The organism is Brevibacillus sp. 7WMA2, from assembly GCF_010748895.1.
Classification (GTDB): Bacteria; Bacillota; Bacilli; order Brevibacillales; family Brevibacillaceae; genus Brevibacillus_B; species Brevibacillus_B halotolerans.
On record NZ_CP048799.1, the window covers coordinates 2,752,798 to 2,772,565 of the forward strand.

Sequence of the window (19,768 nt, forward strand, 5' to 3'; positions counted from 1 at the left end):
TCCGAAAGTTTTTCGCCATTTCGTAAGGCCAAACACTATTCCGGTGTTCTAACCGGAGAGACTAAGTGACGACAGCGAGGATGAAAAATATCGCGTCGTCCTCTTAAATCTTCAAGATACGGGTAATCTCCGGGAGCATCAGGCGTCAGCTTAACGATCCGGCCTTCCCAAAGTCCGCAATCATCTTTTGCCCCATGTCTCGATATCCTGCCGTAGTATACTTCGCGCCCAACAGCTTCGTTTATCGTTCCTTCCATGTGCGCGAACATCATTTTCGTACGAGTAACCATATCGACGTAAACTTCCGGCTTCCATCGCCTTCCCGCCGCATCAATAATTCCGGTATTGAGGGAATCCCCTAGTGTCTTACGGAGCCTCGTTAGTGTATCGCGATTGATTGTACGTCTACCGTTTACTCCCTTCGCCATGTTTGCTCGCATAGATTCTGCGGTTACCTTGCGCACAGCGTTCCGTACTCTTCGTTTTACGTTTCTTGTCACCGCAAGTAGGTCCTCTTGCGTATCAGCTATTACAGCGTTAGTCATTGCCTTGTTTATTCGGTTGAACCTCGCTATTGAACGGGCTTCCTCAATCGTTGACGCGGCTCCTAGTACGTAGATAGCGTCTGCTATTCCATTGCTGGCCGCTAAGGGTACGTTTACTCGAACCCATTCCGCAGATTCTTTGTCCAATGCGGATAGTATGCGAGCGACTTCGCTTAGAGATGCAATCCCGTTGTCCCGTGAAATCGACGTGATATCAAGCCGGTCAAGCTCACGGAATATGTCCTCCACGGCTTGCTTGTAAGCGCGAACTAGTTTCTCAGTTTCGTAGTCGTAGTTGGGCATCGGTGGTTGTCGCATTACTCTTCGCCACCCTCGTCATTAAAAATGGACGAGTCCACCGTCCCGTTTGCGGCTTCTTCGTCCTCCTCAATTCGTGCTATAATCTCGTCAGCTTTTTCGTCGTCTACTTCGTCCATATACTTAATTGCTGAACGGACATCGAGGGTAGGCTTGCCCCCAGTTCTCAACGACATAGTTTCCGCGATCTCTTTCTCATCACGAGGTATGCCGTCCTTCCAACGAATAGTTGGGTATGCTGGTGTATACGACTCGAAACCCTCTACGCCGTCATTCGCAAAGTTCTCTAGTATTTGCGATGAGTACAACGCGTCACGAAAAGCATGGTCAACGTGAGCTCTTATCCGTTTAACCTTTGATATAATCGGCATAAAACGTGACTTTATCGCCGAGCCATCAGTATGTGACGTTCCGGTTCCGCCTTTGTCCTCCGCTAATGTCGTACCGAATAGCCATTGTGGCGTCTCGCTCATCTGGAATACGATGCCTAGTAAAACGTCTAGCTCTTTAAAGGCGCCGTCTAACTGCGAATCCCATGTCATATATCCGGGCGTGACTTCCGTTTTATCTACGGGGATATAGCGTCCACTGAATCGTACGTCGGGCTCACCTAAATCGGGCCCGTACGCAGTTGGATCGCTGTGTTTCCACAGGATGTAGTCAATCTGAACCAGCCTATCGTTAATCGCGGCCAGTACCGACTCTATCTTTTCAATGCCGCTACTTCCCCGCCAATCGGTATCAGTAGACTTGTACGGAATGTGATAGACGGCCATGTGAGAGAGACCCGTTGCAACAACGTCTTTCTCGTGTCCTGTACTTACCGTGTCCCCTATGGTGAATGTTTGAATAGGCGCATCATACCGCGTATCTACTGATTTAGGATGTAGCCGGAACCTCTCGTAGATTATTGCCCCTGGAACATGGCGTTCGACGTTAAGGTACGGAGTTTGCGTCATCTTCGAGCCCTCTACGATTGACTCTATTAATCCGTTTGTCTCCGTCACCCACTCGACCCACGCTATATTAATCGCCTTGAATCGTTTTCGCGACCCTTTCGATAGCTCGGGGAATACGTTCGACGGGTCAACCGCTTCGATAATCGGTTCAGGTTTCACTTTGATTTCAATACCATCGGGCACTTCAGATAAATCCTGCCGTGGAGCATAGTATGTCTTGATGAACGCGTCTCCCCGAATCCCAGCACCGGTAACTATCTCGTGACCCAAAACGTTCAAATCGTTTTCCTCAACAATAGAGGTCAGTCGTTGCTGCTCGATGGAGGAGTCAGGCTTGCCGGATTCATACGAAGGTGGCTCACCGAACATTAAATCGGCCGGCTTCGTTAGCAGTACGTCCATCAAGTTGACCGCGATATAGAGCTTCGATAATTGGGGAGCGTGCGGCGTATCCTTTAGGATTTCGGTTGCACGTTCGAGTACTTCCGCTTGCTTGCCGTCGAAAATCTTACGGCCTCGATAGTATTTGGACAGGCGTTCAATGTCGCGTGAAGGTGGGAATTGCGCACCTGTGACGAATAGTTTAGCGATAAGTCTCGCCTCCTTTCTATAGATATGCGGGCTTGTCTGTCACTCGTTTTCTACGCAGCTTTGCCGCGCCATACGCCATATGCAAGGCATCTGGACCATCATCGTGATTATGATTCGGGTACATTTCGAACATCTCGATAAGCAAACGTTGGTCCCGCTTAAATCGAATCTTCCCACTCTGAATATCCGGCAACAATGATTCTATTCGGAGTGCTTTACGCATGCGTTGCTTGATCTCCTTCAGCCGTCGATGTGTGGGGTACCCTTTCCTCCGTAACTCTTCAGCCAGTTTATGTGCAAACCATTCCTGTGCTTGCTGTGCCTCGACCGCGATTCCCTCATACTGAAACTGAAGTGAACGATTAACAACTTCTTGTAGCAGAATGTCGGGATGTACTCGTTTAAGAAACACATCTAGCACGTAACAAACACCCGTGTCACGATTACGGCCTATTGTAATAATTGCGGAGTAGTCCCCCTTCTCCTTACCCATCGCGAAGTCAATTCCGCAGTAATAATCTAACGTCAGGCCTTGCATGTCTTCTTCCGTATAGTACGTGAATGTTTCGGGATTAAAAATCTGCGACTCCTCATCGACCGGATTGCCGAGGTACTCTTGGTTAAACGCCCGTGCGCCCATTGCCTCCCGCTTCTCCATGAAAAACTTATAGGTGTATCGCGGCCATAACGTTTTAGTTCCCTTCAGTAGCTCCGTTTCGTTCTCTTCATAAAAAGAGTCCGCATTCTGTTTTGCATTCGGAACATCCTCGTTGTAAAGCTTTCGCCATAATTCCCATAAGTCTTCACGTTCTGACCACGACAAAATTGCAGGAAACTTGCGCGATACGAAGTCTTTACGCTTTGTGAGGACGTGGTTAAGCAAACTGTCATAATGTACGATTGTTCCCATGTAAACGCAAAGCCCACCAAAACCAAGTGCTTCTAACATCTCAGATCGGAACCAGTGAAGGTTTTTCGCACGCAATTCAGGTGTATTTGTGTTTTCCCCTGATTCCAAGTCGTCGAGCAAGAACAGATCCGGTCGTGTTGCCCCATGTCGGAGGCCCCGCATCTGTGTACCCATACCCTTTGCCTCGACCTTTGTTCCCGTTGTCGTCACGAACTCATACTTGTTGTCCGTATCATTCATGGACTTCTTTTCGTAGAGCAAAATACCGAAGTCCTCACGTAATTTCTGATTAAAGACAAGTTGATTACGCGTCCACTGTATGAAGTCCCCGGCTACGTCAGTCGTTTCTGAAACCTCAACAATATAGCGTTTGTGCCGGTATGCTACGTTTCTACATAGGAACCCATTTGACAAGTAAGCAGTCTTCGCATGATTTCGTCCAACAGACCATGCCACATTTTCCGATACATTACCTCGCGTTATTTCATCGAGTAATTGACATAGCTCACGGTGAAAATCGGCTGCATCCTCATAATCAACTCCTGCCGGTATGAGGTTATCTTGGTTGCCGGGGTTCCTCGCCTCAGAAAAGTATTCGTACATGAACAGGAGGCTATCGTACTCGCAATCGTGGACACGTTGGAGCCTAGATAATTCTGAGTCAAGTAGCTCCCATTGATCAACGTCATAATCCGTTAAGTCGCCTACATCAGCCAGCCGCTTATATTGAGCAATGAGTTCGATACGACGGTCGATTTCGAGCTGTCGCGCCGGACGATCATGCCATTCACCATTGAGGAACGCCAATCACTCGTCACCTTCCCTCTTCAACGAGTCCGCACGTTCCTTCAAACGGGCTAGACGGTCTTCAAGCGACTGAACAGTAGAGCCTTCTTCCGTTTTGACCTCCTGACGATCAATAAGGAGTCCACCAAATTTATAAAACAGCTCAATCCCTTTCATTGAACCTTGCCCTTTAAGCGTCATGTCCAGATGTTTCTCCATGATGTGCGGAAGGTGTGACATAAACGCGTCTGCCGATAACTCATTCGTGTACGCAATAAAGTCACGATTATGATGCCGCCATTTATAAAGAGCACTAATTGAACATTTCGCCTGCTCTGCAATCTCGTCGAGAGTTAAACGTCCTTGTTCGCCATCATCGGGATTACGCGGTAGGAAGTTGTTAATTGCGAGTAATTGAGCTGCCGTTATTTGCTCACGCGTTAATTTCGCTTCTAATTTACGCAAGTCTTTCGCCATTTTACCGTTCTCCTTCGTTAAGATACGTTATTATATTCGAAACGTTCACGCTTTCTCGGCCGTTACCGGGGAGTCGCGGCATAACTGGCGAAGCTAATCGCCAGCACGGTCGTTCTAACGTCATCAAATGTAAAAAGAAGCCACCGATAGGCATCCGGTAGCTTCCGTTTAAATTCGAGGGGTATTCGATTAGACCCGAAGGTTTAAAACTTGTAAGAAAACGCTCGGAACCTGACGGTGAAGGATCGTACACCCGCCTTGGGGGTATCCGTGAAATGCATAAACGTTGCATACGGTTGTAACCAAACGTACGTTTGAGTCCGATAATATATGATCCGTAAACACTTGTTCGCATACGTAAACCCCGTCACTATGCGATTTAATATGTTAACCATACGTTATAAGATTGACATAATCGGGTGTATATCAATATCTAGTACGAACACGGGTTGAATACGAATACATTTCGAAGAATAACCGTGAATACCGTATGCATCCGGGTTGAAGTTTTCGGAAGGGTCACGCGTGGAACGCTCGTGCGGATATTTTCGGGTTAGCATCACGGTTCAATCGGTACGCTTCGTTTCCGGTAGTCCCCGAGTTCCTTCTATATTATGACGCGGGTTAATGACGGGTAGGAACGTGTACCGATTTGTCCATCTATCCGTCTCCCTTCCGTAGCCATAAAGCTATTGTGATAAGTAAGATTAGTCCGCCCAAACACGCCCAATAAGGTAGTGCGAATAGCACACTGATACCCCACGCTAGAAGTACGATTCCTACGAGTATTGCCATAAGAACTCCGAGTAACATTAACGCGATCTTAGCGTAGAAATTAGGTCCGAAGAGCATCGTGTATTACCGCCTCCTTTCCGTTATTTATCTATATGGCCCGTTACGGAAGCTCCACAAGAACAGGCCGCCTACAAACGCTAAAGCTAACGCGCCTAATCCGACAGGTACTCCGATAATCCACACGGCCCACATCGGTAAAGTAAACGTCATACACACGGCCTCCTCTCGTTAATAATTCGTACGTAAAGAGTACTGCTACGGCTCATTCGAGCCTCCGCCCTCAGCGGACAAGCCGCCTCGGTATCAATATCTTCTACCGCGTTGTAATTACTTCTATACTTTGTTCGCGATGAGAGATGATAGCGAGGCAACTTGTTTGCCGAAGCTCGGCGTTAGCCGATTATATTTACGGGATAAGAAAGGGAAATCACGACAAACCGCGCCACTATGCGATTTTCGCTCTCGGATATGTTACGCTGGCATAACATATATGTTACGGTAGCATAACATATTGTTTACGTAATCTAGGCGTCTAGGCGCTTTCCTCCTCGTCATTATCCACCGCCGCCTGTTCAAACAACTTCACCGCCGTAGCCAAAACACTCGTATCCCCACGGTAAATAAAATGCGGATTAAGCATGTAATACTTCTCGCGGCCGATCTTCGTACAGCCCAGCAATCGTTTGTCCCGCGAACACAGTCCGTCCAGTACGCGTGCAGCTCTTTGACGACTCCACCCCATTAGGTCAGCGACTCTATTAACGTTGAAATAAAACGATTGTTCGTCCTTTACGTATTGATCGTAGTCAAGAAATATCAGTATCGAAAATAGTAACGACTTCTCATCGTCAGTTAACCGTTTGTTGCGTACTAAGTCACGGTTGTTCGCGTGAAATACCATCGTGAAGTCGTGTGTTCTATCGAACTTCTTCGGCCTATATGATCGAACGCGCTGGCCGGGCGATACGTCCACGAGCACCTTTTGTGGCTCGGTTGTTCCGTTGTGAAAGTGGCCCGATTCCACCACGTCAAGAATTTCGCCAGTTGTTACGTCCATAAACCTACCATTACTACTCATCCAATCGCTCCCCATTCTCTTTGTAGTTACGCTCCCGTAATGTAAACTTGCGGCCGATAGCGTGGAGCGTTACGCATTAAGAACGGTTCATGACGCCGTTCCTCGACCGCATGTAGCGTACGTAAACTAAATAAAGCTCCCGACGGAAAGTACTCGTCAGAAGCTCTCGTTTAATTTACGTTTGAAATCATCACTCTCGAAAACAATATGTACCTTGCGTCTTATTTCCCGTCTTTAACAATCGCGAATACCTTAACCCTCATCGTCTGTTTCCGATATCTTAATACGAAGGTCCTTTCCGTCTAATTCTCGCCACTGCGACTCCCGTAATTCTCGAATGTGGTCGGCGTATTTTTACCCAGAAAAGCGAACCCGAATTTATGACGGACTAAGCTACAAAACCCCATCAAGAAGGGAAGATTTGAGGTAAAAATATTCTAGTACTTATCTTTTCCATTTCCAATAATTGACTCAACCCCAATTAGCTGTTTAAATAAAGGTACTACCCAATTGAACTTTTGGTGGGTAATTTTAGATTAAATCTTTTATAAATAAGAAAGGGTGTTTTTTTTGAAAAGATATTTTTTAATTTCACTAACCTTGTCAAGTGTTATATGTAGTTCTTTCTTTTCTCCTAACGCAGTCGTCCATGCAAAGAACAGCGAATATGAGTTACATACTACAAAAAAAGATTTTGAAAGAGCTTTAAAAAAGAATGGTGTTGCCTTTATAGATACTGAACTAGTTCCACTGGAAACTATAGACAGTTATTATGATAGTGAAGATGAGGGAACGAAGAAGTTACAATCTTTTAAATCAAATGAAAACCCTTCTTTACACGTTGATGAAAAGCCTACTTCTAAGATTGATTCGTACGGGTTAATTCAAGATGGAGATAAAGAAATACCTGTTTATATCATAAGTCCAATTGATACGGTAATGCCGAAAAATATGAATAAACAAGATATCATTGAAAAAGTAATTAAAGCTGCTTTAGATAATTATTATGCTAAAGAGAAGGAAGAGAAGACAGATAATCCCCCTAATAGTCTAGTTCCGTTTGCTATGGGAACCTATGAACCAAAAGCTTCCGCACTTAAAGTAAATCATGCTTGGTCTACTAATGATTCTTATTGGTTAACTATGTATAGAGTATATGAAGCTCCACGTTCAGGTTCAAATGTTTATACATTTATGCAAGCTGATCATGAGTATCTGGGCCCGACTAAAGGGAATAACAGAATTATACCATGGACATTTAAAACTCAATGGATAGCTAGATATGATGGATTGATGCATAAACCACAGCCTCAGAGCATAAAAGGAGACAGTGACATGTCTATAGCTATTAATAAATATATTACTTTGTCAGCTGATTTCATTTCAGCTTTGACACTGAAACATGAGTTTTCCATGTCAACTAATCACGCTGTATGGACAATGTACCCCTATAATTTTGCTGCCTTCCGAAAAGGTTTTCAATTCTCACAAGGAGCATACATTGATAAAGGGGCTGATTGGAATTCTGTTAACCTCCAAGTATGGGATGAATTTTGGCTGACTCATAGTACTGGTTCAAATTCTGCTGACTTACAACATAAATATAATGTGAAATATTTCTATAAAGACGACAGATTAAGACTTACGACTAAAGAATAAACCTTTATATTTTTCTGGAGGTAAATTTTGAAAATACTTATATTTGTACTATGTTTGATGATTTTTACTATTAATTCTTATCTTTATATTTTTGTGAGTAGTTTAGAAAGAAATCATCACTCCACAGAAACCCAAAGCATATTTTATTTAATTAATATCGTGCTTCTTTTCTTGGTTGTTCAGACAAATAAAAAATATAAGTAATAGTAAAGTTATATTTTGTGATCGTAAATTCTAGAATATCGAAATGACCTTAACTGACGACTAATGAATTTAGGCGTCAGTTTTTTATTCCATCATCCTACCACTTTCTGCATAGAGGCGGCCTGTTCCTCGTCAATTCCGAATATTCTAGCGCTCGTAGCCCAAAAGGTCGGATTACCAGCGCCAGCCACGTCCTCAGACGCGGTTGGTCTTTGATACGATTAGTAACCGGGATTGTCCGTCCAATCTGGTTCCGTCATAAATAATACACTCCTTTGTTTAATAGCCGGGATCATCGGGCCATTCTGGATCAGTCATGTCGCGTAGCCTCCTTGTACTAATGGCCGGGATTATCAACCCAGTTAGGGTCTGTGCAGCATTTCCACTCCGGAAAGCTCTCGAAAACTATCTTCATCATATCCACCTCCTTGCCTACACTTTTCGACAAGAAGATTTCCGATTCCTTCCAAATATACAAAAAGCCGCCGGTTTTCCGACGACTAATTGCGATTTTTCACGGCTTGTACTAACGCGGCGATCGAGATGACCAACGCTACCACCGCGATTACCAATGTAATAGTTTCCACGGTTCCAACGCCTCCGTTGACTATCGTACATAATCGAGGGTATGATTGGAATAAGATAATGGGGAGGGCAGGGACCCGTTAGGCTCCCATACCCGTCTGTTGACCGACCTCTTACGCCGCTAACGTAAGGGGTCTTTACTTTAGGTTCCGACCGTTGCTGTTTCGCCTGCCAATGCGGTAGTTGACTATCGCAGTTGCCAAGTTTACCAGCGCGGTCACCAGAAGCACGACCTCCACCATTACCCGTCCTCCTTCTCATTTACTGGAAGGTATGGAAATCACACCCTCTACAAGAAGGATAACACGTTCCGTTAAACGTGACAATAACAAATGGAGTTGTTCGCGATGAAAATACATATTAAACTAGCCGATCTACTCAAAGAACGTGGAATCTCGCAACGAGAACTCGCACGCCTGACGGGTATACGTGTCTCGTCAATCAACGAAATGTGCAACAATGATACAGTACGACTACCACTCGATAACCTTGCGAAGATATGCCAAGTGCTTGGCGTTGAGATTACGGATGTGCTCGAACTTATAGATGAACGTCTCTAGCATGCATAGATACGAAATCCTCCGAAAGTAAACCCCTTACGCAATAAAATAGCTCTTGACTTCGCTCGCCTTTATGTCTTTCGCGTACTGTTCTTGTCTCGCCTTATTGCGTATCTTAGCGTTGTTATCTACGAATTGCATTTCGTAAGGGCTGCGTCTTCTGCGCGAAGGTTTCCGGTAAGAGATTCCGTCCGTCCCTGTATCCTCTACTATTTTAAGCGAGGTCTCACCGCCCATACCGGAACCTCGTCGCTTGTGTTTTCCGAGTGTTCGGCGGGCGTATTGTGTCGCAGATAGGATCGGATATTCGTGGTGGGTCATTTTATGCTCGTCGTTGTCCGTAAGCTCCTCGTGTAGGATCGCGTCTGTCAAGCGTTCAAGTTCGGCGGGCTTAGGTCGGTCACCAGTTTGTGAAATAAAATCGTCAATCCATGCGCTGATTGTTGCGATACGATCCATTCGTTCCATTCGGGTTAAAACTAACGTGTCCATTCGGATTCCTCCCCAGAAAGTAGATGCTTGATTGCGGTTTCAGCACTAGAAGAATCGTCGATCCCTCGGTAATTTGCAAACGTAAAAGTGCCGGTTAATGACGATCCATCCCTAAACCAAACGGAGGCACCCACTTCTTCACACGGGTACGTACGCTCAGAAATATAGAAAGGCTCCCTTCTCTTAGAGAAGTCAGTTTCTACCGTACGTTTAATGCTATGAATCAATATTTTATCTAACATTAAGCCGCCTCCTCACCGTAATTCCACGCCTCATAGATTGTCGCAACTTGATCTAATCCATTTCCTACTAGTTGTCCTACGCGCTGTTTACTTACACCCATCGCCTGTCCAGTCTCAACCGTATATAACTCCCGTTCATACACGTAATACAACGCTTCACGCTCCCGATCCGTCAGCCCCGCCCGTTCGATCGCCTCCGCCAAATCAATCAGCACGTCACACGCCGCGTAGTCGCCCCGTTCGAACCGGCTTGACCGTAAATGGTGGATATCGCGTAGGATTGCGTGTACGCCGTCACGGTCATTTAACGCGTACCTTACGGAAAGATTTCGGTGCCCTTTTTCGATATCTACAGCACATGCGCCCATTAAGCCGCCTCCCTTAGTTGTGCAATCCGTTGGTTCGCGATATCAGCGTACTTTGACTCCGTTTCAAATCCGATAAATTTACGCCCGGCGCTTATTGCTGCTACCGCGGTTGTACCGGAGCCCATGCAGTTGTCGAGGACGATTTCGCCAGGATTCGTGTACGTTCGGATAAGGTATTCGAAAAGGGCAACGGGCTTCTGTGTTGGGTGGACTGATTCGTTACTGCTATTAGCATTGCTGAATGTCAATAGATTTTTTGGGTACCATTTGTCATAGACCTTTTCTTCGAGATTTGATTTCTCACCGCCCATGATTTCGGTCCGTTTATATTCTCTAGTTTTTCTTTTCTCAATCTTGTCGGGTGGACGTTCAACCATGATCGGGTAGTAATTAACCTTACCCTTGCCAAAAACACATATATCCTCGGTTTGCTGCATAGGGCGGTGTTTGGCTACCAAATGCCCCCTAGCTGTCACTTTGTCCCATACCCATGAATACTGCTCATCACCAACGCGCTTGTAAACGGCTGGGTTGCCGTCAATATGATCGCCCCATTGTCCTTTATGATACGCTTGTATTGCTCCCACAACGTTTCAAACGGAATGACCGTGTCCCACTTGCACCGGGTCGTCCCATACGGTAGATCGCACAAGATCATATCTACGCTCCCATCCGGAATCATCCGCATCCCCTCGATACAATCGCGCTGATATATCCGATTTAACTCGATCTCTCCGAGTAGTTTCTTTTCCGCCATCAAACCGCCTCCTTCATTTCGCGTATGATACACGGTAATAAACGCCTGCCTAACGCGCTTATTAACGGTATTATCTTCCAATCTACCGTTGAATGACGTATACTTGCGTTAAATAAACGGTTAACGATCGGAGTGAACACTATGTCTTTCGTTGCTCACAATTTTTCTTACTCTGAATCCTTCGACTCTTATATCTCTTTAGATAAATTCAACCGTCTGTATTTATCGTACGGACTCCGCAACAAACTTGGAATTGTTCCCGGCACGCCGTTCAAATGTCACGTGGGTTATGACCCAAAGACCGGCAATATCGGCCTTGCACGTCCGGGCGAAATCTCCGTAGATGACTCGGTACAGCCGGCTATCTTCGACAGCAAACGTTACTACGCGGCCGTGACATCCTTTGTACGTAAGCATAACGTTCCCGTCGGCAAGTACCTGTATATCGAACGTTCTAACAACTGGTACGCGTTCCGTCACAAAGAGCAGGAAGAACCTTCGTCCGCACCCTCTTCACCCAGACGCGGCCGTAAGAAATCGTAAGTAATCTCCGTTGAGGTAGCGTGGCGGCCATCCGTGTAACCAGCACGGTAGCCGTCCGCATATGCCTCGCGAACATAAGCAGGCCAGTCGGGTACGAACGGGTCTACTTGACGATCACCTTCACTATATCGAATATCCAGCCCATCACTACAAACACAAGAATTAAGAATACTATCGGGTTCTCGTTTGCAAACTTCCACATCAAACCGCCTCCTTATGCTTAACATCCCGCATCACGCAATCAATCTGCTGCCATAGGTCAAGGACTGATCCGTCATTGTACAAATCGTAGTCGACCTCGAACCAGTCGATATACTGTTCGGTCTCGTGGTGGAGATCAGCTTCCGTAAAGGTATCGCCAGCGTCCTCCATTCGTTTTAGTCGCGTCCCATCTTCGGCGTTAATACGGATAATAACGAATCCTTCATCGCGTAGACGGTCGTACTCGTTCATCTGGCGGAGGTCTGTAATTACTACGTCGAAAAGATGTGCTCGATTCACTTCGCGCATGGTTCGCTTAATCCACACGTCAGGATCAATCGACCTCATCGCCTGCCCCACGCCTTGTAATAGCGCACGGGGCTTCTTGCTGTTAGCGACTTGTTCGGGGAACAGCTCGTGACACACACTTTTTATGCCGTCACCGAATGCGAACGGTACGAAATCGTAATGTTCGACTAGGTAGGTCGCGACCGTATCCTTGCCCGATCTCATCTTTCCGGTAAGAGCGATTTTCACGTTAGGCAACGGCAGTCACCTCCGTTTCTTGGTCGCGGGAGTCATCGATGATACGAAATTGTTTATCACCAATCCAACCGGAACTTTCTTTTGTTAAAAAGCAATTTTTACCGTAACGCTCATGATTGTAGCCCGTCACACGTTCTTTAAGCGTTAGCGCTCTACCTCCCAGCCGATGGGCCGTTGGATAAACAACGTCACCTACACGCGGCTCCGTAGGCTGTGGAGTGTTCAAGTAATCCGTGGGCACATCGAGGTCCAACGCACGACGTAACGCAATAGCCTTGCCGATATGGGCGTTGAAGCAGTCGTCCGGCGAACACTTGGCGATACCACGAGCGTATATCCTTTCCGGGGTTACCGCGCCGCGAAGTAAGCAGACTATGGTTCTCTTTTCCTTGTTGACGATAAAATCAGCAGTCATCCCAAGATGTCCCTCAAGAAGGTAAATATCATCGCGTCCACGTAGATGCGGATTCCTTACATCGGTCATATCAGACCTTAGTTCTACCACGTCCACCTTGGCACGTTCCACGATCCCATCACGAGACTTATTCGTCAGAACTTCCATCATCTTATCCCGGGTCTCCTCGTTGTTAGGCGCACCCACGAATTTCGCCAGCTCCGCCTGTACGCTGTCCACGATCGCTTTAAGGATTTCGGAAGGAGACGATGAGGCTACGTTGACGGTTAGGTTTACGGTGATGTTATTCGTGGCCGGTTCGTCTAAAGGCGTTATAACTACGTATTCGCGGTGATAGATAATCTGAGCATGTCCGGTTACAAGTACGCAGCCAAACACCTCCGGTACTTCCCTGATGGTCTGGACGCTCCCGTTTGCGTACAGTCCCTCAGCGTCTTCTGCCGCGACGATTAGAATACGTTCGCCGGCCTTAGCCTTTCGTTTCTCTTCGCGGTAACGTAAGCCGTCAACGTGGATAATATCAGTAGGTTCGAGGACTACGTAATCGTCATGAGCTAGATTAAGCTCAGTGCCGTCACCCCACTTTCCGTCCACGTCTATAAAGAAAGACCCATATAACTTCGTAACTGTATAAACCTCGCCCTTTCGATATTCACCTAACATCACTCCCGCGTCCGCGATGATCTTTACTCGTTCACCAACGTTTGCCTCACGTTTAACCTCGCGATACTCACGCTTAACTCCGTTATCATCCGTCAAAATAGTTACATTCGTCATATACCGATCGCCCTCCGAAATTTTTATTTAGGCTACGTCAAAGTACGGCGCTGTCCACGGCTCTGCTTTCGTGACCTCTTTACGTAATTGCTCGGCTAGTTCCGCAATCTCCCATTGAGCGCCGCGCCCCTCTCGTCGTTTGCTGTAGAAGTCGAGAAGGGCCCGAAGGTTCGCGGTCATAACTAGATTGGTTGCGGCCGCGTTCGGGAGTACCATTCGGGCATCTTCCGGCGGGACTCCTGCGCGACGTAAACGGTCGTATACCGATTGCAGGGTGCTCATCGCATCTTCGAACTCTTCTACCGCCGTAATGTTTCGCCAGATGGCGTCACCAGTCTCTTCGTTAAATCCGATCAATCGAGTAGAATCCGTGTCCTTTCCGTTGAGTGTAGGCGGCACCACGTAATCAAATCCGCCAGTCTTATCGGAACTGCCCATCCGCACATAGCGTTGTGATTGGACGGAGTAGCTAAAGCCGACCCGATGCCGTGTCAATTGCGCTAGGAGTGCGCGGGATACGCCCTCGATCGCGAATGTAAACGTTAAATGTTCCATAGTAGACGTATGGCCTGAACGTGTGATGTGGCGGAACAGGCGGTCGGCTTCCGTACCACCTTCGCCGTCGGATGCGGTCTGGCCGAAATATTTGTCGCCTTCGAGAACAACGATTTCGGACGGCTTGTTGGCGGAATAACACGTTCTGATTGCGGTGAGGGCTACGGCTTGGCCGTCAGTTGCGCCCCATCGGTCGTGTTGATTACCTTCATATCCTAGGAATTCGTCAAGTATATCGAAGCTATTGTAAAACTCTTCGCTCAGTTGCGTATGCGAGATCAGCTTCACGGACATTTGCGTTTCTACCATTACGCTGACACCCCCGTACTCCCAAAACCACCGGCTCCGCGTTCTGTCTCGCTTAATTCGTCCGCAACGATAAACTGCGCCTGCATTACCGGCAATATCAATCCTTGGGCAACACGATCGCCATTACGTATTAGGTACGTTCCTACTGGATAATTGTGCCACCGTTCGCCTCGGACTAGCTCGCCGGATATCGTCCGTAAACACACAGTGATCGGATATTCGATTCGATAGTCTGTTGCAATCGTTTTGCCCTCTTTGAAGTCGTAATCGGAGTCATGGGCAATAAGTGGCTCTTTTTCCGTAATATTATCGAACATCATCGCGACTTCGCCCCGGTAGTCACTGTCGATAATACCGATACCGTTCGATTGCCGAAGCCCCGTATTAAGAGCGATGCCCGATCGCATGCACACTAACATCATGAAGCCCTCCGGTATTTCAAACGCGAGTCCTAACGGAACCTTTTTCGTCTCACCGGGCGAAATGGCTACGTCCTCAACCGCGACAAGATCGAAGCCGGCCGAGCCAGTCGTAGCGTACTGCGGAATTACTGCGTCCGGGTGCAGACGTTTGATTTTTACGGGGATCATTCGGTACCCTCCCTAAATTGAGCAATTTTTTAGAATATACAAATTTATCAATAATTGGTAACATAAATATCGACAAAAAATTTTACATAAAAGGAGTCGTTTCTGTTGAAAAACAAATTCTCAAAAATTCTTTCCGTCGTGGCACTTTCGACCCTTGTCTTTTCTCCAAGCGTTCTTGCCGCAGACAAAGTATGGAAAACAGTAACATATGAAAAAGTATTACGTCATTGGTCGGGCAAGTTTGATCCTGAGATTAATTACGACAACGGGAAAGGATACTCAGGTAAACTTAAGCTTGTAAGCACATCTTGCGATGTCAGAGACGCTGAAATCGAAGAATGTGATATCACCTATGAGGGATGGCTTTACTACCAATATTAATAAGCTATAAAGCGCGAACCTCAGCTTATCATTAAAGGGATAGCTGAGGTCTTTTAATTTTACTTAGCTACGTCCCAGAATTTTATCTGAAATTCGGTCATCATTACTTCGCCTCCTTAATAGATTCGTAGACTTCAAGAAGCTTTCGTTCAGCAAAATGCAAGCCAGCTCTATAGGCTTTCGTTTCCAAGTCGTCTGGTTCTCGTAGGATCACTCGATGGTGCTCCTCGTGTAGCTTATAAAGTGTATGAAATACGATATCGACTAACTGTTCACCAACCGTGGGTTTTCCTCGTAACATTTCGATTAACTCGCGTTGTTCATTCGTTGGGCCGTAGCTCATAGATTCATGACACCTCGAAATATGGTATGATGGAAAAAGTTAGTTTGTTTTACGGGACTAAAAAGTCTTACGCGACTGCAAAAACCTTAGCGAATCTTACGGTACTTGGGGGTGTGTCTATGACGATTCTCAGTTTTTTTGTACCGGGAATTCAACTAGCTGTAGGTCTTTCCATGCTTCAGCTTGTAGCACAAGGCATTGCCATTAATATGACTCCAACCGCTAAGGGGTCGCGTAAAGCAAACTACTATCATCGTCTTTACTACCGAACAGGACACGCCCCACCCTCGCATGAATCCGCGCCCTCTAAATCGCTAGTTCCGTCCGTCTCGTACTTCGCTAGAATTGCCGGATCGAACGGCTTCATCTTGGTGCGTAGCTCCTCGTATTCCTCTTTCGTAATAGCCTCGTATGGCGCGAGTTGATACGTGCCGCCATCAAGTGCCAAGAACGATACGCCTACGAAATCGTCCCATCCGTCCCACACCGTCTGCTCAACCGTTGCCCATTCGTCCGGCCTCACAGTAATCGTATTGGACGAATTGTGGTCGGTGTACGAACGTTGGAATCGGAAGTAAGTCTCGAATTGACGCGTTGCACTTACGTCATCTTTCGTTTCTAACGCGCCAGAAGCAACAGGAAAGTCGATGACCAACGTACGAGCGTTTGCGAGGCGTTCCGCTTCGGTGTCGCCCGGCGTTCCTACTTCGGGATTCACCGTCCAGCCGAGCTCCTGCGCTACCTTAACGAGTGGATCGGACGCGTTGATACGGATACGTCGAATGTAGTACGGGCTGTGCGACCAGTGTAGACCGGAAGATACGCCGCCAGCTAATTGCGAGATGGTGCCCTCCGGCTTGACCGTTGTCACGAGTAAGGGCGCGTTCACCCGGAGTTCCTTCGCATAGGACTCCGCCTCGTTATTCGCTACGGTGCCGAGGAGTTCGAGTAAATCACGTTCTTGTCGTTCGCTATAGTTAACGGCTGCCATCGCGTCTTTCCATCCGGTTAGTGACGCGCCGAGAAGCCTGTCACGCTGTTGTATCGCGTCCCAATGTGGCAATTCGAGTGTTACGAGAGTCATTCGTAAGCCTGCGCGGGCGGAGCGTCGTTGAGCTTGTAGGAGTGTAGAGATGTCGAGTTTACCGTCGCGAACGAACTGCATAACGTTGACCGTCGTTAAGTTGCAGACCCCATATGAATCGAGCAGTATTTCCGCGCAGGGATTAAGCCCTTCGGCGTTCGGCCGTCTTCTTCGCGCCTCTTCCAGATTGATAAACCCGGGTTCGCCTTCCGATTGCATGATCGTAAACACTAGATTCAAAAACTCGCGACTAGGTTTCGTTTCGAACGCGATAGAGTTATTCGATAGTCTCCGATGATCAAGTCCGAACCGTCCGTCTCCCACCTTCGCAATAGAGTCGAACCACCCCGGCTTTTGTCCGATAGCCTCTAGCATTTCACCTACCTTACGATGATGCGCGAGTTGATCCTCCGTCCACACGCCGTTGATGCCGTACTTTGCAAGCAGGCACTCGTAGTCGTCCGCGTCAAAGAGAAATATTTCGGCTGTTCTGCGCACGCCCCCGACCACTACGTTAGCTCCGATAAGATTGCCGATATCGAGAATGTGGATCGGACGTACGCGGTTGTAGACTGGAATATGGCCCGAGCCCACTGGTATCTTGATTAGTCGTTGGTCTTTCTTCAACGGAGCCAGCGAAGGATCAATCTGATTCTTTAACACGCGGTCAATCCCCGCAAACATCTCCGCAAGGGGTTCGTGGCCCGATGCCGTCCCTCCGAATCGTCTCAGACGTTCACCTTTCGGACGAACCGAGTTGTACGAAATTTTAACGGTGTGGACCGATTCGTATTGCGGCTCCGTTAAGACTTCGAAATAGGCTCGGAGGGCTTCGACCCATCCTTCTTTACTGTCGCCCACGTAGACTTTCACGTAGCCGTTATCGAGTTCGGTTACCTTTGTTCGTTCCAATCGTCGGTTTACGGGAACAGGTTCGTAGGGTGCGTTGATTAGCGTTGTATTTGTACGGATTGGCGCTAACCCTGCCGCAAACTTCTTCGTACACTTGAATCCGACGCCTGTACCGATCATTAACAAGTAGAACAGGTCGCCTAAATCCGACCACGATCGAATGTTAATGAAGGAGCAATTAAAATTCGCGAGAGGGTACTTATCCGCGATTCCACTTTCGGCGCCCCCGACCCACAACGTCCGCCCACTCAGGAATTGACGTAGATTGAACATTCCGTCGAAGAACGACTCGGCTTCGGCCTGTAAACTCGCGTAAGGTACCGTATAGCCGATCTTTTCATAATGCTTTACCGCGAGACCGAAATTGTACTCCGTAGCACGGCGGCATGTTTCTTTCCACGTCTCACGGCGACCAATTTCGGGCAGCCACCGTGAATATGTCCGGTAATATGCGAACTTGCCGAGCTCGTTCATGTGTTTGGGAAAGTCCGGGTACGTCTCTATAAATTCATCCGTTAGCAATTGAGTCAATCCGCGTCATCTCCCTTTCGATATCGTTTATCGCGTTAATTATCGTTTGCCTGCGTAATTTTAGCGCTAGACATCTTCGTTCACTGACGATTAGGCTCTCGTTTACGTCCTCTAGCTCATCATGTAGGTAACGGAGTGATCGTTCAATGTGGGTTTCTTTCATTTATTCTCAGGCATTTTCGAAAAGAATACTTTACTCACAATGCCAACTAAGAGGAGTAAAGCTAACCCTTGCGAGAATGCGAATTCGATGCCGAAGATACCACCAACAAATACGGACGTTACCCATCCCATGACTAAATACCATAACACCTCACTCAAAATAAACACAGCGATTGACAGATGCTGTTTCATTTAGGTTCCCTCCTTTAGGCATTCGTGGCCTATTAGATAGCACATTACCAGAATAAATATAGTTATTGCGGTGATAGGGTACTCCCCCGCTGAGTACACTACAATCAAACTTGCTGTGAGGCAAGCAGTCGCCCCTATAAGTAACGCTACGAGGACAAGAAAACCCATGACAATCTTTTTGAGCATCGAGAAGCCTCCCTACTCTGTGCCGTTTTCAATTACCTCTAGTACCTTTCTAGCCCATACCCTGTCTTGTTCTTTGATCTCCTCCGACAAGGCACTATAAGGAATCCAATATGCCTGCCATCTCTCCCTACGTTCTAGTGACACTTCATGCGCGACTGATTTGGACCACTTAACCCATTGTTCGTGTTCTAGGTCTGCCAGTTTTTCTATAATCTCTTTTGTCAAAACACTCACCTCTCCTCATCTAATCCAAAGATAAATCGACCCACAAAATAACCAGCTATTAGCACGACGATACTCACGGGAATGCCTATTAGAAGCGACCCAAATACCCAAGAGGCTAGGCTAACCATCAGGAAGACCACGAACCCAACAGCGATTAAGAACACTAGGCCTGCCAAAGTAACTATGAGATGGTTTGCCTCCCATCAAACCGCCTCCCACACTTTGACCATTTTTTCTACTTGATGTACTTCAACGCATTCGACTTCATTCTCGTATTCCCATGGTGCCTCGTCCTGACACTCTGTTGCTCCGACACTATAGCCCGTGGAATAATATTTTCCATCGGTCCATTTGAAGATAATGTCGTGGTATATAGACCATCTTGATTGGTCGACAATTTGATCTAGAATTACTTCCACTCCGTCGTAACCTTCCCATGGAAGCCCATATTCTTTTAACTCTTCCGTTCTGAAATTAACTTTTGCCATAA

Annotated in this window: 24 protein-coding genes; 4 read left to right on the top strand and 20 right to left on the bottom strand. The window is 47.0% G+C overall.

From position 1 onward, the window contains the following. Positions 1 to 35 precede the first annotated feature (35 nt). From GOP56_RS11120 to GOP56_RS11140, 6 genes are all read right to left on the bottom strand, one after another. Complete coding sequence (locus GOP56_RS11120; RefSeq protein WP_163245623.1) at positions 36 to 863, bottom strand: phage minor capsid protein; 828 nt, start codon at positions 861 to 863, stop codon at positions 36 to 38. Then, positions 863 to 2,437 (bottom strand): phage portal protein, encoded by a 1,575-nt coding sequence (locus GOP56_RS11125; RefSeq protein WP_371807993.1) that lies wholly within the window; start codon positions 2,435 to 2,437, stop codon positions 863 to 865. Before GOP56_RS11125 ends, GOP56_RS11120 begins: the two co-directional genes overlap by 1 nt. Continuing rightward, positions 2,430 to 3,926: a phage terminase large subunit gene (gene terL / locus GOP56_RS11130; RefSeq protein ID WP_254068391.1), complete on the bottom strand. Its 1,497-nt coding sequence runs from the start codon at positions 3,924 to 3,926 to the stop codon at positions 2,430 to 2,432. Before terL ends, GOP56_RS11125 begins: the two co-directional genes overlap by 8 nt. Before the next feature lie 204 nt (positions 3,927 to 4,130). Continuing rightward, positions 4,131 to 4,586 carry a phBC6A51 family helix-turn-helix protein gene (locus tag GOP56_RS11135; protein WP_064017138.1) on the bottom strand — a complete coding sequence of 152 codons (456 nt, stop codon included), beginning with the start codon at positions 4,584 to 4,586 and terminating at the stop codon, positions 4,131 to 4,133. Positions 4,587 to 5,465: 879 nt separating this feature from the next. Continuing rightward, the gene (locus GOP56_RS24200) at positions 5,466 to 5,591 is read right to left on the bottom strand and encodes a hypothetical protein (protein WP_256379980.1); all 126 of its coding nucleotides are present in this window, start codon (positions 5,589 to 5,591) and stop codon (positions 5,466 to 5,468) included. A 322-nt stretch (positions 5,592 to 5,913) separates the two neighbouring features. Beyond that, positions 5,914 to 6,459 (bottom strand): hypothetical protein, encoded by a 546-nt coding sequence (locus tag GOP56_RS11140; protein WP_163245625.1) that lies wholly within the window; start codon positions 6,457 to 6,459, stop codon positions 5,914 to 5,916. A 570-nt stretch (positions 6,460 to 7,029) separates the two neighbouring features. Here GOP56_RS11140 and GOP56_RS11145 point away from each other — a divergent pair. Beyond that, on the top strand, positions 7,030 to 8,118 hold the full coding sequence (locus GOP56_RS11145) for a hypothetical protein (protein ID WP_163245626.1): 1,089 nt from the start codon (positions 7,030 to 7,032) through the stop codon (positions 8,116 to 8,118). Between the two features lie 1,136 nt (positions 8,119 to 9,254). Continuing rightward, positions 9,255 to 9,467, top strand: coding sequence for a helix-turn-helix domain-containing protein (locus GOP56_RS11150; protein WP_163245627.1), 213 nt, complete (start codon positions 9,255 to 9,257; stop codon positions 9,465 to 9,467). Between the two features lie 36 nt (positions 9,468 to 9,503). Here GOP56_RS11150 and GOP56_RS11155 read toward each other — a convergent pair whose 3' ends face one another. Genes GOP56_RS11155 through GOP56_RS24385 form a run of 5 tightly spaced genes read right to left on the bottom strand, consistent with a single transcriptional unit; the run spans position 9,504 to position 11,326 of the window. Further along, positions 9,504 to 9,959 carry a hypothetical protein gene (locus tag GOP56_RS11155; RefSeq protein WP_121473976.1) on the bottom strand — a complete coding sequence of 152 codons (456 nt, stop codon included), beginning with the start codon at positions 9,957 to 9,959 and terminating at the stop codon, positions 9,504 to 9,506. Then, entirely contained in the window at positions 9,947 to 10,201 is a 255-nt protein-coding gene (locus tag GOP56_RS11160) for a hypothetical protein (RefSeq protein WP_121473975.1), read from the bottom strand. The genes GOP56_RS11155 and GOP56_RS11160 overlap by 13 nt, the downstream gene beginning before the upstream one ends. Next, on the bottom strand, positions 10,201 to 10,569 hold the full coding sequence (locus tag GOP56_RS11165; protein ID WP_163245628.1) for a sigma factor-like helix-turn-helix DNA-binding protein: 369 nt from the start codon (positions 10,567 to 10,569) through the stop codon (positions 10,201 to 10,203). Before GOP56_RS11165 ends, GOP56_RS11160 begins: the two co-directional genes overlap by 1 nt. Then, positions 10,569 to 11,027 (bottom strand): DNA-methyltransferase, encoded by a 459-nt coding sequence (locus tag GOP56_RS24380; protein WP_371807966.1) that lies wholly within the window; start codon positions 11,025 to 11,027, stop codon positions 10,569 to 10,571. The genes GOP56_RS11165 and GOP56_RS24380 overlap by 1 nt, the downstream gene beginning before the upstream one ends. Before the next feature lie 14 nt (positions 11,028 to 11,041). After that, a complete protein-coding gene (locus GOP56_RS24385) occupies positions 11,042 to 11,326 on the bottom strand; it encodes a hypothetical protein (protein ID WP_371807967.1) in 285 nt (94 codons plus the stop codon). A gap of 141 nt (positions 11,327 to 11,467) precedes the next feature. Between GOP56_RS24385 and GOP56_RS11175 the strand changes: the two genes are divergently transcribed. Continuing rightward, positions 11,468 to 11,869: a hypothetical protein gene (locus tag GOP56_RS11175; protein WP_163245629.1), complete on the top strand. Its 402-nt coding sequence runs from the start codon at positions 11,468 to 11,470 to the stop codon at positions 11,867 to 11,869. A gap of 201 nt (positions 11,870 to 12,070) precedes the next feature. On the opposite strand, the gene GOP56_RS11180 is transcribed toward GOP56_RS11175, so the two are convergent. The 4 genes from GOP56_RS11180 to GOP56_RS11195 are packed head-to-tail and all read right to left on the bottom strand — an operon-like array spanning position 12,071 to position 15,262. Further along, entirely contained in the window at positions 12,071 to 12,607 is a 537-nt protein-coding gene (locus GOP56_RS11180; protein ID WP_254068713.1) for a deoxynucleotide monophosphate kinase family protein, read from the bottom strand. Between the two features lies 1 nt (position 12,608). After that, on the bottom strand, positions 12,609 to 13,808 hold the full coding sequence (locus GOP56_RS11185; RefSeq protein ID WP_163245630.1) for a hypothetical protein: 1,200 nt from the start codon (positions 13,806 to 13,808) through the stop codon (positions 12,609 to 12,611). Between the two features lie 27 nt (positions 13,809 to 13,835). Next, a complete protein-coding gene (gene thyX / locus GOP56_RS11190) occupies positions 13,836 to 14,672 on the bottom strand; it encodes an FAD-dependent thymidylate synthase (protein ID WP_254068393.1) in 837 nt (278 codons plus the stop codon). Next, the gene (locus GOP56_RS11195) at positions 14,672 to 15,262 is read right to left on the bottom strand and encodes a dUTP diphosphatase (RefSeq protein WP_163245631.1); all 591 of its coding nucleotides are present in this window, start codon (positions 15,260 to 15,262) and stop codon (positions 14,672 to 14,674) included. Before GOP56_RS11195 ends, thyX begins: the two co-directional genes overlap by 1 nt. A gap of 105 nt (positions 15,263 to 15,367) precedes the next feature. On the opposite strand from GOP56_RS11195, the gene GOP56_RS11200 reads away from it, so the two are divergent. Further along, positions 15,368 to 15,643 carry a hypothetical protein gene (locus GOP56_RS11200; protein ID WP_101668968.1) on the top strand — a complete coding sequence of 92 codons (276 nt, stop codon included), beginning with the start codon at positions 15,368 to 15,370 and terminating at the stop codon, positions 15,641 to 15,643. A 103-nt stretch (positions 15,644 to 15,746) separates the two neighbouring features. Here GOP56_RS11200 and GOP56_RS11205 read toward each other — a convergent pair whose 3' ends face one another. From GOP56_RS11205 to GOP56_RS11225, 5 genes are all read right to left on the bottom strand, one after another. After that, positions 15,747 to 15,986, bottom strand: coding sequence for a hypothetical protein (locus GOP56_RS11205; RefSeq protein WP_163245632.1), 240 nt, complete (start codon positions 15,984 to 15,986; stop codon positions 15,747 to 15,749). A 262-nt stretch (positions 15,987 to 16,248) separates the two neighbouring features. Next, entirely contained in the window at positions 16,249 to 18,456 is a 2,208-nt protein-coding gene (nrdJ, locus tag GOP56_RS11210) for a ribonucleoside-triphosphate reductase, adenosylcobalamin-dependent (protein ID WP_163246843.1), read from the bottom strand. Positions 18,457 to 18,672: 216 nt separating this feature from the next. Next, positions 18,673 to 18,867, bottom strand: coding sequence for a hypothetical protein (locus tag GOP56_RS11215; RefSeq protein WP_163245633.1), 195 nt, complete (start codon positions 18,865 to 18,867; stop codon positions 18,673 to 18,675). Positions 18,868 to 19,065: 198 nt separating this feature from the next. Then, a complete protein-coding gene (locus GOP56_RS11220; RefSeq protein ID WP_163245634.1) occupies positions 19,066 to 19,278 on the bottom strand; it encodes a hypothetical protein in 213 nt (70 codons plus the stop codon). A 203-nt stretch (positions 19,279 to 19,481) separates the two neighbouring features. Next, positions 19,482 to 19,766, bottom strand: a complete 285-nt coding sequence (locus tag GOP56_RS11225; RefSeq protein WP_254068395.1) for a hypothetical protein — start codon at positions 19,764 to 19,766, stop codon at positions 19,482 to 19,484. Positions 19,767 to 19,768: the final 2 nt, after the last annotated feature.

What these genes read in the sequence shown, in the direction of transcription:
- GOP56_RS11120 (WP_163245623.1), bottom strand. Translation starts at nt 863, where the DNA reads ATGCGACAACCACCGATGCCCAACTACGACTACGAAACTGAGAAACTA.
- terL (WP_254068391.1), bottom strand. Translation starts at nt 3,926, where the DNA reads ATGTACGAATACTTTTCTGAGGCGAGGAACCCCGGCAACCAAGATAAC.
- GOP56_RS11135 (WP_064017138.1), bottom strand. Translation starts at nt 4,586, where the DNA reads ATGGCGAAAGACTTGCGTAAATTAGAAGCGAAATTAACGCGTGAGCAA.
- GOP56_RS24200 (WP_256379980.1), bottom strand. Translation starts at nt 5,591, where the DNA reads ATGACGTTTACTTTACCGATGTGGGCCGTGTGGATTATCGGAGTACCT.
- GOP56_RS11140 (WP_163245625.1), bottom strand. Translation starts at nt 6,459, where the DNA reads ATGAGTAGTAATGGTAGGTTTATGGACGTAACAACTGGCGAAATTCTT.
- GOP56_RS11150 (WP_163245627.1), top strand. Translation starts at nt 9,255, where the DNA reads ATGAAAATACATATTAAACTAGCCGATCTACTCAAAGAACGTGGAATC.
- GOP56_RS11155 (WP_121473976.1), bottom strand. Translation starts at nt 9,959, where the DNA reads ATGGACACGTTAGTTTTAACCCGAATGGAACGAATGGATCGTATCGCA.
- GOP56_RS11160 (WP_121473975.1), bottom strand. Translation starts at nt 10,201, where the DNA reads ATGTTAGATAAAATATTGATTCATAGCATTAAACGTACGGTAGAAACT.
- GOP56_RS11165 (WP_163245628.1), bottom strand. Translation starts at nt 10,569, where the DNA reads ATGGGCGCATGTGCTGTAGATATCGAAAAAGGGCACCGAAATCTTTCC.
- GOP56_RS24385 (WP_371807967.1), bottom strand. Translation starts at nt 11,326, where the DNA reads ATGGCGGAAAAGAAACTACTCGGAGAGATCGAGTTAAATCGGATATAT.
- GOP56_RS11175 (WP_163245629.1), top strand. Translation starts at nt 11,468, where the DNA reads ATGTCTTTCGTTGCTCACAATTTTTCTTACTCTGAATCCTTCGACTCT.
- GOP56_RS11185 (WP_163245630.1), bottom strand. Translation starts at nt 13,808, where the DNA reads ATGACGAATGTAACTATTTTGACGGATGATAACGGAGTTAAGCGTGAG.
- thyX (WP_254068393.1), bottom strand. Translation starts at nt 14,672, where the DNA reads ATGGTAGAAACGCAAATGTCCGTGAAGCTGATCTCGCATACGCAACTG.
- GOP56_RS11195 (WP_163245631.1), bottom strand. Translation starts at nt 15,262, where the DNA reads ATGATCCCCGTAAAAATCAAACGTCTGCACCCGGACGCAGTAATTCCG.
- GOP56_RS11205 (WP_163245632.1), bottom strand. Translation starts at nt 15,986, where the DNA reads ATGAGCTACGGCCCAACGAATGAACAACGCGAGTTAATCGAAATGTTA.
- nrdJ (WP_163246843.1), bottom strand. Translation starts at nt 18,456, where the DNA reads ATGAACGAGCTCGGCAAGTTCGCATATTACCGGACATATTCACGGTGG.
- GOP56_RS11215 (WP_163245633.1), bottom strand. Translation starts at nt 18,867, where the DNA reads ATGAAACAGCATCTGTCAATCGCTGTGTTTATTTTGAGTGAGGTGTTA.
- GOP56_RS11225 (WP_254068395.1), bottom strand. Translation starts at nt 19,766, where the DNA reads ATGGCAAAAGTTAATTTCAGAACGGAAGAGTTAAAAGAATATGGGCTT.